17 protein-coding genes are annotated in these 16,141 nt (G+C 52.0%); all 17 read left to right on the top strand.

Annotation, left to right across the window (positions count from 1 at the left end):
* The first annotated feature begins 13 nt into the window (after positions 1-13).
* The 17 genes from MKX42_RS14925 to MKX42_RS15005 all read left to right on the top strand — a co-directional run bounded on the left by MKX42_RS14925 (position 14) and on the right by MKX42_RS15005 (position 16,110).
* Positions 14-379, top strand: a complete 366-nt coding sequence (locus MKX42_RS14925; protein WP_036692515.1) for a response regulator — start codon at positions 14-16, stop codon at positions 377-379.
* Positions 380-388: 9 nt separating this feature from the next.
* A complete protein-coding gene (locus tag MKX42_RS14930; protein ID WP_340753178.1) occupies positions 389-919 on the top strand; it encodes a flagellar biosynthetic protein FliO in 531 nt (176 codons plus the stop codon).
* Complete coding sequence (gene fliP, locus MKX42_RS14935) at positions 916-1,680, top strand: flagellar type III secretion system pore protein FliP (protein WP_076078620.1); 765 nt, start codon at positions 916-918, stop codon at positions 1,678-1,680. Before MKX42_RS14930 ends, fliP begins: the two co-directional genes overlap by 4 nt.
* Positions 1,681-1,702: 22 nt before the next feature.
* The gene (gene fliQ / locus MKX42_RS14940) at positions 1,703-1,972 is read left to right on the top strand and encodes a flagellar biosynthesis protein FliQ (RefSeq protein WP_036692523.1); all 270 of its coding nucleotides are present in this window, start codon (positions 1,703-1,705) and stop codon (positions 1,970-1,972) included.
* Between the two features lie 4 nt (positions 1,973-1,976).
* Entirely contained in the window at positions 1,977-2,768 is a 792-nt protein-coding gene (gene fliR / locus MKX42_RS14945; RefSeq protein ID WP_036724682.1) for a flagellar biosynthetic protein FliR, read from the top strand.
* Positions 2,769-2,790: 22 nt separating this feature from the next.
* Entirely contained in the window at positions 2,791-3,885 is a 1,095-nt protein-coding gene (flhB, locus tag MKX42_RS14950; RefSeq protein WP_340753179.1) for a flagellar biosynthesis protein FlhB, read from the top strand.
* A gap of 20 nt (positions 3,886-3,905) precedes the next feature.
* A complete protein-coding gene (gene flhA, locus MKX42_RS14955) occupies positions 3,906-5,939 on the top strand; it encodes a flagellar biosynthesis protein FlhA (protein WP_340753180.1) in 2,034 nt (677 codons plus the stop codon).
* Complete coding sequence (flhF, locus tag MKX42_RS14960; RefSeq protein WP_340753181.1) at positions 5,936-7,354, top strand: flagellar biosynthesis protein FlhF; 1,419 nt, start codon at positions 5,936-5,938, stop codon at positions 7,352-7,354. Before flhA ends, flhF begins: the two co-directional genes overlap by 4 nt.
* Positions 7,351-8,232, top strand: a complete 882-nt coding sequence (locus tag MKX42_RS14965) for a MinD/ParA family protein (RefSeq protein WP_340753182.1) — start codon at positions 7,351-7,353, stop codon at positions 8,230-8,232. Before flhF ends, MKX42_RS14965 begins: the two co-directional genes overlap by 4 nt.
* Positions 8,233-8,267: 35 nt before the next feature.
* The gene (gene cheB, locus MKX42_RS14970) at positions 8,268-9,662 is read left to right on the top strand and encodes a protein-glutamate methylesterase/protein-glutamine glutaminase (protein ID WP_340753183.1); all 1,395 of its coding nucleotides are present in this window, start codon (positions 8,268-8,270) and stop codon (positions 9,660-9,662) included.
* Between the two features lie 34 nt (positions 9,663-9,696).
* Positions 9,697-11,787: a chemotaxis protein CheA gene (locus tag MKX42_RS14975; RefSeq protein WP_340753184.1), complete on the top strand. Its 2,091-nt coding sequence runs from the start codon at positions 9,697-9,699 to the stop codon at positions 11,785-11,787.
* Positions 11,788-11,814: 27 nt separating this feature from the next.
* Positions 11,815-12,276: a chemotaxis protein CheW gene (locus tag MKX42_RS14980; RefSeq protein WP_036692546.1), complete on the top strand. Its 462-nt coding sequence runs from the start codon at positions 11,815-11,817 to the stop codon at positions 12,274-12,276.
* 3 nt (positions 12,277-12,279) lie between these two features.
* Positions 12,280-12,906 carry a chemotaxis protein CheC gene (locus tag MKX42_RS14985; protein WP_036724698.1) on the top strand — a complete coding sequence of 209 codons (627 nt, stop codon included), beginning with the start codon at positions 12,280-12,282 and terminating at the stop codon, positions 12,904-12,906.
* Positions 12,899-13,396 (top strand): chemotaxis protein CheD, encoded by a 498-nt coding sequence (locus tag MKX42_RS14990; RefSeq protein WP_036692550.1) that lies wholly within the window; start codon positions 12,899-12,901, stop codon positions 13,394-13,396. Before MKX42_RS14985 ends, MKX42_RS14990 begins: the two co-directional genes overlap by 8 nt.
* A 2-nt stretch (positions 13,397-13,398) precedes the next feature.
* The gene (locus MKX42_RS14995) at positions 13,399-13,809 is read left to right on the top strand and encodes a hypothetical protein (protein ID WP_340753185.1); all 411 of its coding nucleotides are present in this window, start codon (positions 13,399-13,401) and stop codon (positions 13,807-13,809) included.
* A 78-nt stretch (positions 13,810-13,887) separates the two neighbouring features.
* Positions 13,888-14,676 (top strand): FliA/WhiG family RNA polymerase sigma factor, encoded by a 789-nt coding sequence (locus MKX42_RS15000; protein ID WP_340753186.1) that lies wholly within the window; start codon positions 13,888-13,890, stop codon positions 14,674-14,676.
* Positions 14,677-14,706: 30 nt separating this feature from the next.
* Positions 14,707-16,110, top strand: coding sequence for a DUF342 domain-containing protein (locus MKX42_RS15005; protein WP_340753187.1), 1,404 nt, complete (start codon positions 14,707-14,709; stop codon positions 16,108-16,110).
* The last annotated feature ends 31 nt before the right edge of the window (positions 16,111-16,141 follow it).

Consider the following 16,141-nt stretch of genomic DNA (forward strand, 5'->3'; position numbering starts at 1 on the left):
GGATTTTGTAAAAATGGCTAACCGAATTCTAATCGTGGACGATGCAGCATTTATGAGAATGATGATCCGGGACATTTTGTCGAAAAACGGATTTGAGGTAGTGGGTGAAGCCCAGGACGGTTCACAGGCTATAGAGAAATTTAAGGAACTGCGTCCGGATCTGATCACGATGGATATCACCATGCCTGAAATGGACGGAATTGCCGCCCTTAAGGAAATCAAAAAAGTAGATGCCAATGCCAAAGTCATTATGTGTTCAGCCATGGGTCAGCAGGCTATGGTTATTGATGCAATTCAGGCCGGTGCCAAGGACTTTATTGTGAAGCCTTTCCAGGCAGACCGTGTCATTGAAGCCATCAATAAAACGCTCGGTATATAGGAACGAGGTATGTTATTTGCTTCCGGAACGCTCGGAGACAGTAGTAACGCCCTGCTGAATTTATTGAAGGTTATTTTTGTTCTGGCAGTCATTGTTATTCTTATCGTGCTGCTGATCCGTTTTCTGGGACGCCGCAATCAGACTCTGATGAGCGGCCGTTCCATCCGTACGCTGGGTGCGCTGGGGCTGGGTCCGAATAAGTCGATTCAGGTCATTGAGCTGGGCGGCAGCCTCTATCTGATCGGAGTGGGCGAGGACATCACTATGATGGACAAGATCACCGATCCGGCAGAGGTGGCGCTGATTATATCCGCTTTTGAAGACCAGACCTCAGGAACGGACAACTTCATTGCACCGCTTATCGCCAAAATCAAGTCCAAGCTGCGCGGTGAGGTGCCGTCCCAGGAAATAGAGATTCATGAGACTTCGTCTTTCTATGAGACGCTGCAATCTAAGCTTGCCCTGGCGCCAGAGCGCAAAGAGAAGCTGGAGGAACTGCGCAGGGATGAGGATCTCAGGAAAGAGTCGGAGGATTTATGAAAAAAAAGCTGATTCTTTCTTTTATGCTGCTTGGTATTTTCAGTGTGCTGCTCCTGCATCCGGTGCATGCCGACCCGATTCCTAATATTAATATCTCGGTGGGGGACAACGATGCTTCAAGCGGGGGGACAAGCTCCATCTCCATCCTGCTGCTGGTAACGGTGCTTAGCATTGCTCCTTCATTCCTGGTGCTGATGACCAGCTTCACGCGGATCGTGATCGTACTGGGGTTCGTTAGAACCTCACTGGGTACACAGCAGATGCCTCCGAACCAGGTGCTTGTAGGACTGGCTTTATTCTTAACCCTGTTCATTATGTCGCCGACGCTGGCAACTGTGAACGAGACGGCCTTACAGCCCTATATGAAGGGCACTCTGACCCAGAGCGAAGCACTGAACAAAGCGCAGGAGCCGATTAAGGAGTTTATGTTCAAGCAGACGAACACGAAGGACCTGCTGCTGTTCATGAACTATACCGGCAATAACGCTACAGTGAAGCCAGCCAGCTATAATGATATTCCTTTAACAGTAATGGTACCTGCTTTTGCAATCGGCGAGATGAAAAAGGCGTTTACCATGGGCTTTATGATTTTTATCCCTTTTCTTATTATTGATATTGTGGTGTCCAGCACCCTGATGGCCATGGGGATGATGATGCTGCCGCCGGTAATGATATCTTTGCCTTTCAAAATTATGCTCTTTGTGCTGGTGGACGGCTGGTACTTAGTAGTCAAATCACTGCTGCTGAGTTTTAACACCTGACTTGTAAGAGGAGGTACATGGGATGAATGCGGAGTTTATTATCGGCCTGGCCGGCCAAGCCGTATATTTAGTGCTGGAGACCAGCGCCCCCATGCTGATTCTTGGTCTGGTGGTAGGACTGATCGTCAGTATTTTTCAAGCCACAACCCAGATTCAGGAGCAGACCCTGGCGTTTGTTCCCAAAATCGTTGCCGTACTGCTTGCTTTACTGCTGTTCGGTCCGTGGATTATAACGAAACTGGTGGATTTCACCAGCCAAATTCTGGGCAGTCTCTATATGTATATCGGTTGAGTCTATGAATATAGAGACCCTGCTGCAAAGTTTTCCTGTCTTTCTGTTGATTTTTTGTCGAATTACCGCCTTTTTTGTTGTCGTTCCTGTCTTTTCGTCGCAAAGCGTGCCGACAACGTTCAAAATTGGTTTGTCTTTTTTTGTATCGATGGTCATCTTCAGCTCAGGCAGCATGAATATTACAGTTCCGCAGGATCTGGGGTTTATCCTCCTGATTATCAGGGAGGCATTAATCGGGCTGTTGCTTGGGTTTATCGCCTACCTGATGTTTATGACGATTCAGACTGCGGGCTCCTTTATCGATATTCAGATCGGGTTCGGGATTGCGAACGTCATTGACCCGATGACCGGGGCCTCGGCGCCAATTATCGGGAACTTCAAGTATATGATTGCACTGCTGCTGTTCCTGAGCATGAATGGCCACCACTACCTGCTGGATGCTATCGTATACAGCTATAAATGGGTGCCGATAGATAATGATCTGTTCCTCAAAATGATCGGCGGAAGCTTGTCCGAGTTTCTGATCCGTACCTTTGCTCAATCCTTTATGCTGGCCTTTCAAATGTCGGCTCCGCTGGTCGCTGCACTGTTCCTGACAGATGTAGGCCTGGCCTTCCTGGCGAGAACGGCTCCGCAATATAATGTGTTTGTCATCGGTGTTCCGCTCAAAATCATTATCGGTCTGGCGCTGCTTCTTATACTGATGCCGGGTCTGGCTGCGCTGTTCCAGAATCTCTTCGAGATTATGTTCGAGTCCATGCACAACCTGCTTGGTCTCATTGGGAAGAGTCCTTAGGCTACGGTAAGGAGAGATTGTCTTGGCAAAACAGGCAAGATACAAACTGGACCTTCAGCTGTTCGGGGGGGACAAGACAGAGAAAGCCACTCCGAAGAAACGGCAGGATGCCCGCAAGAAGGGGCAGGTTGCAAAAAGTGCTGAAATGTCAGGTGCAGTGGTCCTCTTCTCGGCGCTGCTGTCACTGAGCGTCTTCGGCGGCTTCATGAAAGAACGGTTTATCAAGCTCTACACAGATGTGTTCCAGAACCGGATGATGCTTGAGGTAACACCGGAGAATATCTCCACGCTGTTCAACCAGTACGGGCTGCAGATTCTCATTCTGCTCGCTCCGCTGCTGGGCATCACCTTCCTGCTCGCGCTCGTGGCTAACTTCGCTCAGGTAGGCTTCATGGCTTCAGGCGAAGGAATTACGCCTAAGTTCAGCAAGATTAACCCCATCAAAGGCTTCAAAAATATTTTTTCCATGCGTTCCGTAGTAGAGTTCCTCAAATCTATCTTCAAGCTCATCCTGATTGCCTATCTGGTCTACAGTACGCTTTGGGGACAGAAGGAGAGTTTTGCACGCCTCTCGCATGTCGATGCGGAAGGGGCATACGCCTTCGTTGCGAAGCTGACCATGAGCCTGGGCATCAAGATTGCAGCGGCTCTTTTTATAATGGCTGTACTGGACTATATCTATCAGAAATACGAGCATGAGAAGAGTCTCAAGATGTCCAAGCAGGACATTAAGGATGAGTACAAAAAGATGGAGGGCGACCCCATCATCAAAGGCAAGATCAGGGAACGTCAGCGCAGAATGGCGATGCAGCGGATGATGCAGGAGGTCCCCAAGGCCGATGTAATCATCACGAACCCGACCCACTTTGCAGTCGCCCTGAAGTATGACGGTTCCACAATGGAGGCTCCTCAGATTATAGCCAAGGGCCAGGATTATGTGGCACTCCGTATCAGGGAACTGGCCAAGGAGCATGGTGTTGTAACGATGGAGAATAAGCCGCTGGCACGGGCATTGTTCCAGAGAGCGGAGATCGGTGATGTAGTGCCGGCCGATCTGTTCCAGGCAGTTGCCGAAGTGCTGGCCTATGTATATAAGCTTAAAGGCAAGAGGAGATAAGCCGGGGGAGGTTAAGGACATTGAAAGCTAAAGATTTAACAGTTCTACTGGGCATTATCGGTATCGTGCTTATGATGATTCTGCCCATCCCTGTCTGGCTTTTGGATGTACTGTTAATTATCAATATCTCGATAGCCCTGACCATTATATTGGTCGCAATGAATACCAGAGATCCGCTGCAGTTCTCAATATTTCCTTCACTGCTCCTGATCACAACGCTGTTCCGCTTAGCGCTTAACCTGTCAACAACTAAGCTGATTCTGGCTGATGGCCATGCCGGGGAGGTCGTAGCGACCTTCGGAAGCTGGATTGCCAGGGGACAGATCGCTATCGGGTTCATTGTCTTCCTGATCCTGGTTGTGGTTCAGTTCATTGTTATCACCAAGGGTTCGGAGCGCGTGGCCGAGGTAGGCGCCCGCTTCACACTGGATGCAATGCCCGGTAAGCAGATGAGTATTGACGCGGATCTGAACGCGGGGATGATCAATGAGCAGCAGGCACGGGAACGCCGCCGTAATGTTGAACGCGAGGCGGATTTCTTCGGAGCCATGGATGGTGCGAGTAAGTTCGTTAAAGGGGACGCCATTGCCAGTATTATCATCCTCATTATCAACCTGATCGGCGGCTTCATTATTGGTATGACTGTTCACGGCATGTCGTTCCAGACAGCGCTCTCGACCTACTCTGTCCTGACCATCGGTGACGGTCTGGTCAGCCAGATTCCGGCCTTGCTGATCTCCACGGCTTCCGGTCTGATCGTTACCCGGGCGGCTTCAGAGGGCAATCTTGCCGAGGATCTCACGGGACAATTGCTTTCCTATCCGAAACTTCTATACATAGTGGCTGCGACCATAGCGTTTCTGGGGTTCTTTACCCCGATTACGATTATGTCCACGCTTCCTTTGGCGGGGCTGATGGCTTACGCGGCTTACAGTATGGGACAGAAGGCCAGCAGGCAGCAGATTGCCGATGAACAACTGGTCGAGGAGAAGCAGATCGAAGAGGTACGAAGTCCCGAAAGTGTTATCAATCTGCTTACGGTGGACCCGATCGAATTCGAATTTGGTTATGGCCTGATTCCTTTGGCGGATACGGGGCAGGGCGGCGATCTGCTCGACCGTATCATCATGATTCGACGGCAATGTGCGCTGGAGATGGGTCTTGTCGTGCCGGTTATTCGCATACGCGACAATATTCAACTAAAACCGAATGAATATGTCATCAAAATTAAAGGAAATAACGTTGGCGGCGGTGAATTATTACTTAATCACTATCTCGCCATGAGCCCCGGTTATGATGACGAGTCGATTAGCGGGATTGAGACTATTGAACCATCCTTCGGGCTGCCTGCCCTATGGATCGATGAGTCGGTGAAGGAGCGGGCTGAGTTATCCGGTTATACCGTGGTTGACCCGCCTTCCGTTGTAGCCACGCATCTGACCGAGCTGATCAAACGGTATGGACACGAATTGCTGGGCCGTCAGGAGACGAAGCAGCTGGTCGACAATCTCAGGGAGAATTACCCTGTGCTGGTGGATGAGCTGATTCCTTCCATTCTTGCTGTCGGGGATGTTCAGAAGGTGCTGGGCAAGCTGCTGCGGGAGAAAATATCGATCCGCGATCTCGTCACCATCTTCGAGACGCTTGCCGATTACGGCACGTATACCAAGGACCCAGATATTCTGACTGAATATGTGCGGCAATCCCTCTCCAGACAGATTACCCAGCAGTTCTCTCAGACGGGGGAGACCCTTCGTGTCATTACAGTAGGTCCCGGGCTTGAGAAAAAGATTTCCGAGAGCGTGCAGCAGACCGAGCAGGGCAGCTACTTGGCGCTCGATCCGGTATCTACCCAAACCGTCTATCAGCGGCTCACGGAGCAGATCAACCGTCTCCTGCAATCCGGCCAGCAGCCCATTGTACTGACCTCTCCAACGATTCGCATGTATCTGCGCCAGGTTATTGAGCGGACCATGCAGGATATCCCGGTGCTGTCCTACAGCGAGCTGGAGCCAAACATTGAAATTCAAAGCGTCGGGGTGGTGAACTTATGAGAGTGAAGCGTTATGTGGTCGATACGATGCCTGACGCCATGCATTCGATCCGCAGCGAGCTTGGAAGCGATGCCGTTATTTTAAGCACCAAAGAAATAAAGGTTGGCGGATTCATGGGCATGTTCACAAAAAAGAAGATCGAGGTTGTAGCTGCTGTGGAGAACGGTGCAAAGGCGGCTGCGCAGGAGCAGGTTCCTGCACCGCCGATGAACGTACCGCGAAATGCAGTGCCAGTGGCCTATCAGAAGGCTGCCTCAGCCGCTGCTGCTCCTCTCCCGCCGCCTGTGACGGTAAGGGAGGCGGCAGCAGCCAAGTCGTTTGCCGAGATTGCCGCAGCACTGGCTGATCCGCTGGAGCAGGGCGGAGGTGTCGCAGTGATGCCGCCTTTAGCCAAGACTGAGCTGCCGGATATCCGCACTGAGGATATTGCAGCAGGCCAGCCGTCTGTACCGCAGCCGGAGGAGAGCCGGAAGAAGCTTGCAGCCATCTATGAATCGCTTCAGGCAGAACAGCCTGAACCTGAGAGTGCCGCTGCCACTGAGAGTGATGTCCTGCGGGAGATCCGGGATATGAAGCAATGGATGGAACGTATCGCCCGTTATTCCTCAGGGGCTGCCGAGCTGCCTGATGCGCTGGAATCCCTACGTAGCCGCCTGATTGACCAGGAGACTGACGCTGTTCTTGTAGAGGAATGGATCGGTTATGTTCTGGAGCGTTACCGTGAGGAAGGAAGCAACTGGGAGCCGGAGCAATTCGAGGCTGTGCTCAGAGAGCAGATTGACGGTTTTCTGGCGGGACGCATTGCCGGCGGTATTGCCCCGGATACGCAGATTGTATATATTGCCGGGCCAACAGGGGTCGGCAAGACGACAACGATCGCCAAGCTGGCAGCGGAGCAGCTGTTCAAGCAAGGCCGCAAGGTTGGGCTGATTACCTCGGATACTTACCGGATATCGGCCGTTGAACAGCTTAGAACCTACGCCTCCATTCTTAACATGCCGCTGGAGGTTGTGCAATCACCGGGTGATCTGCAGCGGGCGATGTTCCGGCTGGAGAGCTGTGATCTGGTGTTAATGGATACTGCCGGCAGGAATTACCGCAATGAAATCCTGGTGGCTGAACTGCAGAGCCTGCTGGCCAAGGAGCTTAAGAGCGAGACCCTGCTGGTGCTGAGCCTGACCTCGAAGAGCCGTGATATGAAAAAGATTGCGGAGCACTTCGGCAGATACCAGCTGGATAAGGTTGTATTCACGAAGCTTGATGAAACCGGGAGCTACGGCCCGCTGTTCAATGTCCTGAATGATTATCCACTGAAGCTCTCTTATATTACCAACGGACAAAATGTCCCGGATGATCTTCTTATGGCCACAGGAGAGCAGATTGGCGGCATGCTGCTGGGAACAGGGGGCGGGTGATGGACCAGGCGCAGGCATTAAGACGGCTGGTCTCCAGCCAGGATACGAGGCAGGCTTCCGGAAGCGGTGCCTCTGCCCGGATCATCACGGTATGCAGCGGGAAGGGGGGAGTGGGGAAGTCGAATTTCACTCTTAACTTCGCGCTTGCACTTAAGGCCATGGGACGGAGGGTTCTTCTGTTCGATGCTGATATCGGCATGGCCAATATTGATGTCCTTATGGGTGTCTCATCCAGATACAACCTGTACCACCTGCTCAAGCGGGAAGCAGATATCGGACAGATCATTCAGCTTGGACCGCATGAGTTGCCCTTCATTGCAGGGGGCTCCGGGATGGACGAGCTGTTCACTCTCTCCGAGGCAGATCTGAACTACTTTACCACACAGATTGCAAGCATTGCTGATACCATGGATTTTATCCTGTTCGACACAGGGGCGGGGCTGTCCAAGGAAACGATGAAATTCATCACTTCTGCCGACGACTGCCTGGTGGTGACCACGCCTGAGCCTACCGCAATTACAGATGCGTATGCGCTGATGAAGGTTGTTCATAATACGCATCCGGAGGTCTCGTTCAGGCTGATTGTCAATCAGGCAGGGGATGAACGGGAGGCACGGGCCACCAGTGACAAAATCCGGATGGCGGCCAGCCGGTTCCTGCAGCTTGAGCTTCCCTTCCTCGGCTACATCAGCAGCGATCCGCATGTAGTACAGGCTGTTAAGAAACAAATTCCATTCTCAGTGGCTTTTCCGAACAGTATTGCAGCCAGGGATGTGCAGAGGCTTGCGCAGAGCTATCTGGCTGTGGATTCAGTAGAAACCGCTAAAGTACAAGGCATCAAGGGATTCATCAGCAAGTGGTTGAAACGAAACAGATAATTGTTCTGAATTTGAGGGACAGAGGTGGAAAAGCTATGAGGCCATATAAAGTTCTGGTTGTTGATGATTCTGCATTCATGCGCAAGATCATTTCCGATTTAATAGAGAATGATGCCGATTTTCAAGTCACAGCGACAGCTGCCAACGGACGCGAGGCGATTGAGAAGGTTAACGAGCTTCGTCCGGATCTCGTGACCATGGATGTGGAGATGCCTGAGATGAATGGCCTGGAGGCGCTCAAAAGTATCATGTCCCAGCATCCGCTCCCGGTAATTATGCTGTCCGGCATCAATGAAGAGGGTATGAAGGAGACGATTCTGGCCTTGGAGTGGGGGGCTTTCGATTTCATCCGAAAGCCGTCCATTTCAAACTCCCAGGATATCATCGCTGTCGGAGAATCCCTCCGGGAGCAGATGAAGGAGGCGATGATGGCGCGCGAGCGGCGTGAAGCCCGCGCTTCCGCTGTCAAATCGCCTGAGCCCTCTCCTCCCGCTGCTGAACCGCCTGCTCCGCGGGCTGTTGTGGAACCGGTAAGACGGAAGCTGGAGCCGTCCAAGAAGGAAGCGGATAAGGCGCCGCTTCAGGGCACGGAGAAGCCGAGGGTCAAGGCGCCGTTTGAACCGCCCGCTGACAAACGGAAGCCGGAAGTCCGCACTGAGCCGCCCACTGCGAAGCGGGGAATCAAGCCTGCACCTGAAGTACCCAAACCACCGGCTCCTGAAAGGTTCAAAGGCCGCTCCCAGGAGGCGCAGGGTGCTGGATGGGCCGGACAACGGGCGGCTTCTGAAATTGCCGCAGGCTCATTCGTGGAACCTCCTGCAGCAACCGGAGGCCAGGCAAGCGGAAGCCGGGGCGTGCGCAAGCTGGTTGCTGTAGGCTGCTCAACCGGAGGTCCGAGAGCGCTGAAGGCATTCCTGGAGAACATCCCCGGTGACTTCCCGGCGCCGATTGTCATTGTCCAGCATATGCCGCCTAACTTCACCAAATCGCTGGCCCAGCGCCTGAATACCTTCAGCGCGCTGGAGGTCGCGGAAGCGGAGCACGGCATGGTTCTCAGGCAGGGTGCGGCGTATATAGCCCCCGGGGGCTATCACCTGACAGTAGTTCCTGCGCCTGGCGGCCAATACATGATAGAGCTTACTAAGGAAGAGGTCCGCAATGGACATCGTCCTTCTGTAGATACACTGTTTGAATCGGTGTTGCAGCTTACCTCGCTGGAACGTCATGCCGTCATTATGACGGGGATGGGCAGCGACGGAGCCCGGATGATGAAAGCACTCTATGATTCGGGGGTGACATCAACCTTTGCAGAGAGTGAAGAAACCTGTGTGGTTTACGGAATGCCGAGGTCTGCAGTAGAGTTGAAGTGTGTAAGACATATCCTGCCTTTGCAAGAAATTGCTCCAAGGCTGGTACAAGCCGTTAAATAATGGAATAGCGAATTCGAAGGGGAGGTACCCGCTCATGGACATGAACCAATACTTATCCATGTTTATTGATGAGTCAAATGATCATCTGCAGTCTTTGAACGAGAGCATGATGGGGCTGGAAGCGAATCCGGAGGATCTGAGTATTGTTCAGGTGATTTTCCGCTCCGCCCATACCTTGAAAGGTATGGCGGCTACAATGGGTTTTGAAGATTTGGCTTCGCTTACGCACCAAATGGAGAATGTGCTCGATCTGGTGCGCAATAACAAACTGCGGATGCAAGACTTCATTTTTGATACCCTGTTCAAAAGTATTGACGCTCTGGAATCCATGGTGGAGGATATTACCGGCGGGGGAGCGGGCAAGGCCGATGTAACAGCCATTGTCTCGTCCCTGCAGGCCATCGTACGCGGAGAGGTTCCCTCTGCCGGCAATGCTTCTGCTGAAGTCACTGCTGCTGCGTCCGGCAATGCCAGTGCGGCCCAGGTGTTCCTGGATGAATTCCAGTACTCTGTGCTGGAGCAATCCCTTCAGGAAGGTCATCAGGTGCTGTATGTGGATGTGGCGATCCGCAAGGACTGTCAGCTCAAAGCCGTACGTGCCTACATGGTCTTCGACCTTCTGGAGCGTTCAGGAGAAGTCGTGAAATCCTTCCCTTCGGTTCAGGACATAGAGCAGGAGAAATTCGATTACGGATTCTCCCTCTACTACATAACCCAAAAGGATGCAAGTGAAATTCAGAAGATGATTCTGAATCTGTCGGAGATTGAAGCAGTTACCGCTGTGGCGCTTGATCAGGAGTCACTTCGCCAAATGGGACAAGATACTGCAGCAGCTACCGCCGAAGCGCCCGCTCCGGCTCCGGTGCAGGAGACTTCTCCCGCAGGTGCCGGTAATGCTTCCCCTGCGGCTTCTCTGCATTCCAAGGAAGAGAACGGCAAAGCTGCCCCGGCCCGGGCAGGAGTAGCGCCGTCGCCTTCCCGGACCATCCGTGTTGATATTGAGCGGCTGGATGTGCTGATGAATCTGTTCAGTGAGCTGCTGATTGACCGTGTCCGGCTGGAGCAGTTGGCCTCAGAGGTGCAGAACGGTGATCTTACCGAAACGGTCGAGCATATGGGCCGGGTGAGCGGAGATTTGCAAAATATAGTCATGAAGCTCCGTATGGTTCCGGTAGATACCGTATTTAACCGGTTCCCGCGGATGATCCGTGATCTGGCGAAATCGCTGGACAAGAAGGTGGATTTAATCATCACAGGAGCCGATACGGAGCTCGACCGTACGGTGATTGATGAGATTGGCGATCCGCTGGTGCATCTGCTGCGCAATGCGGTTGACCACGGGATAGAATCTATTGCAGACCGGATTGCGGCTGGGAAGCCGGAGACCGGGACCGTCCAGCTCCGGGCCTTCCATAGCGGCAATCATGTGTTCATCGAGATTGAAGAGGATGGCAAGGGCATCTATCCGAAGAATGTCTTAGCCTCTGCTGTCAAAAAGGGTGTGATTACCCAAGAGCAGGCGGGCACGATGACAAATGACGAAGCGTACCAGTTGCTCTTTGCGCCTGGATTCAGTACAGCTGAGGTCATCTCTGACGTATCGGGTCGGGGCGTGGGTCTCGATGTGGTCAAATCCAAAATCTCTTCCCTGGGCGGCAATGTCACCATCTATTCAACACCGGGCAAAGGTACGAATTTCTCCGTTCAGCTTCCGCTGACCCTGTCGATCATTGCAGCGATGCTGGTGCGGCTTGGCTCAGAGAAATATGCCATTCCGCTCTCTTCCATCGTAGAGACAGGAATTGTGAAGCAATCCCAGATCCGCACCATTCACGGCAACCGGATGCTGGAGTTCCGGGGAAGCCATATTCCGCTGGTCTCCTTGAGCAAGATCTTCTCCATTCCCGACTACGATGAAAGCACGGAAGAGGAGACGGAGATTGTTGTTGTCCGCAAAGGAGAACGGCTGGTTGCCTTGGCTGTGCAGGACTTCATTGGCCAGAACGAAATCGTAATCAAGAACCTCGGCAAGTATCTCCCAGAGGTGCAGGGAATTTCAGGAGCCACAATTCTTGGAGACGGACAGGTAGCGCTTATTATCGATCCGAATGCTTTTATCAAATAATCAGGTTAGAACAGGGAGGGTCATTCCATGGCTGAAGATATCAAAGTAATTGTATTCAAGCTCGGCACTGAAGAATACGGCATTGAAGTAGAGAAGGTCCAGACGATTGAACGTATGATGCCGATTACCCGCGTACCGAAGACCTATTCATTTATCAAAGGTGTGATCAATCTGCGCGGTGTCGTGATTCCGGTTATCGATCTGCGTGGACGCTTCGGCATCGAGGAAGCAGAACACACGGACCAGACCCGGATTATTATCGTCAATGTGAACGAGATGGAAGTGGGCTTCATTGTCGATTCAGCCAACGATGTCATCGACTTGAACCGTGACATTATCGATGTACCGCCGGATGTTGTGGGCGGCATCAAGGCGAAGTATCTGGACGGGGTGGCCAAAATTGGGGATGACCGTCTGCTGATTATGCTCAACCTGTCTGAAGTACTGAACAAGAGTGAAATCGTGCAGCTGGAAAGCCTGGAGGGCTAGCCTATGGAGCTATTCAAGAATTTCAAAGACTTCAAAATGGATGTGCTTAAGGAAGTAGGGAATATCGGGGCCGGCAATGCAGCCACCGCCTTGTCCCAACTGCTTAATAAGCCGATTGACATGGCCGTGCCTAAGGTACAACTGCTCAGCTTCGAGGAAATCACCGATAAGGTGGGCGGTGCGGAGGAACTGGTATACGCGGTGTTCCTGCGTGTGGAAGGTGAAGCTCCAGGTAACCTGTTCTTCATTCTTACCCCGGAAGCGGCAAGCAACCTGCTCAGCCGGATTGCCGGCATTGAAGTCTCCGGCGGCGATGAACTGAGTGAGATGGAGTTATCGGCACTAAGCGAGATCGGCAATATTCTGGCCGGCTCTTATCTCTCTTCCCTGGCGGACTTCACATCCCTGACCATGTATCCGACAGTGCCGGCGCTTGCGATGGATATGGCCGGAGCCATTCTTGGCTACGGGCTGCTGCAGTTCGGTCAGATGGGCGATGATGCGCTGCTGATCGATACGACATTTTTAGAAGGCCAAAATGAAATTGAAGGACAATTCTTCCTTATTCCCGATCCGGAATCGTTCCCCAAAATATTCAAGGCTTTAGGAGTACCGTTCGACAATGATTGAAGAGCAGAGCATCATTAAAGTAGGTATGGCAGATCTGAACGTAGGCAGCCAGGACAGCCTTATACGTACGACGGGTCTTGGCTCCTGCGTAGGTCTGACTCTGTTTGATCCCGGTAAAAAGCTGGCGGGGATGGCTCATGTTATGCTGCCCTCGTCAGAGATTGCCCGGGAGGGGCAGCTGAATATCGCCAAGTTCGCAGATACTGCTGTGCCTGAGCTTTTGGCCCGCCTGCTGGGGCTGGGGGCGGTTAGAAGCCGGATTGTGGCCAAGATGGCCGGAGGCTCGCAGATGTTTGCTTTTGCCGGAGGGAGTGACACCATGAGGATCGGGCCTCGGAATGTGGAATCCTGCAAGCTTGCTCTGGACAACCTTCGTATTCCGCTTATCGCGGAGGACACGGGTGGCAATTATGGGCGCACGATAGAAATCTCCTGTACCACCGGAGTGATTTTTATCCGCAGCGTTCAAAAAGGCCCGAAGGAAATTTAGCCATGAGCAGGAAACTATTACTGAATATTGTGGCCGGACTTATCGGATTTGTACTAACCTTCCTTGCGAACAACGGACAGAACCTGCTGGGTACCAGCCTTATCCGGGGTATGTACGGATTTATTATCTGGTTTGTGCTTGCTTTCTTCCTGAGATGGGTATTGGGTTTTATTATCGGAAAAGAATCCTCAAACCCGGAAGCCGGTTTGTTCGATAACGAAGAGTCTCTTGGCGTGAAGCTTGATATTAGTACACCTGAAGAGGATCAGGAGCTCAAGGACCTGCTAACCCCAAAACGGGAGGCAGTCAGTGAAGAGCCCGGCGGGTTCACGCCTTTGCAGCCTCCGAAGCTAGTCTCTATGAAAGATCCTGAAGAATTGGCCAAGGCCGTTCGTCACCTGAAAGAAGAATAAGCGAGTGCTGCGGCGAAAGTCCGTCATCTTGCGCCGCATGTTTGCCCGCTGACTAAACTTTGGGAAGGGTGAAAGCCGTTGAACGAGCGTAAAGCAGCTCAGTCGGAAACAGACCTGCTTTGGGAGCAGTGGAAAGAGTATGGCGATCCTGAAGCTAAAAAAAAGCTGATTGAGAGTTATCTCCATATTGTTGATTACGTGTCCAGCCGTCTGGCAGTAGGACTGCCCAAAAACGTCTCCAAGGACGATTTGGCCAGCAACGGTGTCATGGGACTCATTGATGCCATCGAAAAATTCGACTACAAGCGGGGGCTTCAATTCCAGACCTATGCATCGTGGCGGGTACGGGGAGCAATCCTTGATTCTCTGCGGCAAAGTGACTGGGTTCCCAGATCCGTACGCGAAAAAGCGAAAAAAATCGAGGATGCCTACCAGCAGCTGGAACAGAAGTATTTGAGATCGGTAAGTGACGATGAAATGAGCCAGTATCTGAATATTTCGGAAACGGAGTTTCAGACGATGCTGCAGGATGTCGCAGTAATGTCGCTCTGTTCATTGGAAGATCCTATACGTGAAGAAGAATCAGAGACAAGAATGTCCATTTTGGTAGATGACAAGGCCAAGAATCCGGACCGTAAAGTGAATGAGTTCTATCTGCGGGATACGCTAACCAAAGGCATCGAGAAACTAACAGTGAAAGAACGGACCGTCGTGTCCCTTTTATATTATGAGGATTTATCTTTAAGCGAGATTGCGGAAGTGATGTCACTGTCTCCTTCGCGAATCTCCCAGCTTCATTCCAAAGCTATTTTGCGGCTAAGAGGAACACTTGAGAAAAACCGGGACCTTCTAATGCAAAATGATTAACCGGGTGACGGTGACAAGGGGGAGCAGAAATTGATCGGTCAATATATATTGAGCCAATACCTGAGCATTACTTTTTCGGAGGATAAGGGAATTGCATACCTTCAGTTCACCAAGAAGGATGAGAATTTCACCTGTTCGGTCGAGGACCTTGAGAGCTTCCTGTTCAGTCACAATATTCGTTTCGGTATCCAGCACGATATTGTTCAGCGGATTAGCAGCAACCCGGAAGAATATTTCTGGAACCGGGTGCCTATCGCGATTGGACAGCCTGCTGTCAATGGTAAGGACGGCCGGATCGTGCTGACCGTTGATATGGAGGAAGACCGCAAGCCTCTGGAGAAAGAGGATGGCAAGGTGGATTACAAAGAACTGGTCCGGCTGCATAACGTAAGGAAGGGCCAGCTTATTGCCAAGGTTATTCCGGCAGAGAACGGCGTGAGCGGCAAAATGGTAACCGGGGAGGAGCTTCCGTTCCGGGCAGGGAAGGAGGCTCATTTCAAGGTAGGCAAGAATGTGCTGGTAGATCAGGAAGAGACCTCCATGTATTCGGCGATTGACGGATTGGTTACGCTGACAGACAAGGGCAAAATCAATGTATTTCCGGTGTATGAAATCAATGGGGATGTAGATTACAGCACAGGGAATATTGATTTCGTAGGCACAGTGGTCATCCGCGGCAATGTGCTAACCGGCTTCACCGTCAAATCCGCAGGAGATATCCGGGTGGTCGGCGGGGTAGAGGGGGCCGAACTGATATCGGGCGGTTCTATCGAGATTACGGGCGGCATCATCGGATATAATAAAGGCCTCGTAAGCGCCGGTAAAAATGTTAAGGTCTCGTTCATTCAAGATGGCAATGTTGTTGCCGGGGAGGATATTATTGTCTCCCAAAGCATTATGCATTCCAGCATCCGTGCAGGCCATGATGTGCTGTGTAACGGGGCCAAAGGCTTAATCGTCGGCGGCATCGTACAGGCAGGCGAGCGTGTGATCGCCCGTACCATTGGCAATACCATGTCTACAGCTACAGCGATTGAAGTGGGCGTTGTTCCCGAGCTGAGAAATGAGATCAACGAACTGCGCCAGGAGCTCCGGCAGCTTCTCGAGAATGAGGACAAGACCAATAAGGCGCTGTATCTGCTTAATCAGCTGGCGAACAATGGGCAGCTATCGCCGGATAAGGTGGCGCTTCGCGTCAAGCTTAATGCAACCAAGCAATCCCATATGCGTGATGAAAAGAGAATTAAAGAGCGTGTGCTGGAGATCGAGCGCATGCTGGAGGACACCGGCAGAGCTAAGGTTGATGTCGTCAAGACGATCTATGGAGGCTCTAAAATCGTAATCGGCAGATACACCAGGTTCGTCAAAGACCCGACGGAGCGGGTATCCTTCATTTACAGTGAAGGGGATATAACCATAATACCGTATGTATAATCAAGCGGGCAGCCGGGGCGGCCTGCTATTC

Origin of the sequence: Paenibacillus sp. FSL R7-0204, from assembly GCF_038002225.1 — a bacterium.
Lineage (GTDB): Bacteria > Bacillota > Bacilli > Paenibacillales > Paenibacillaceae > Paenibacillus_AQ.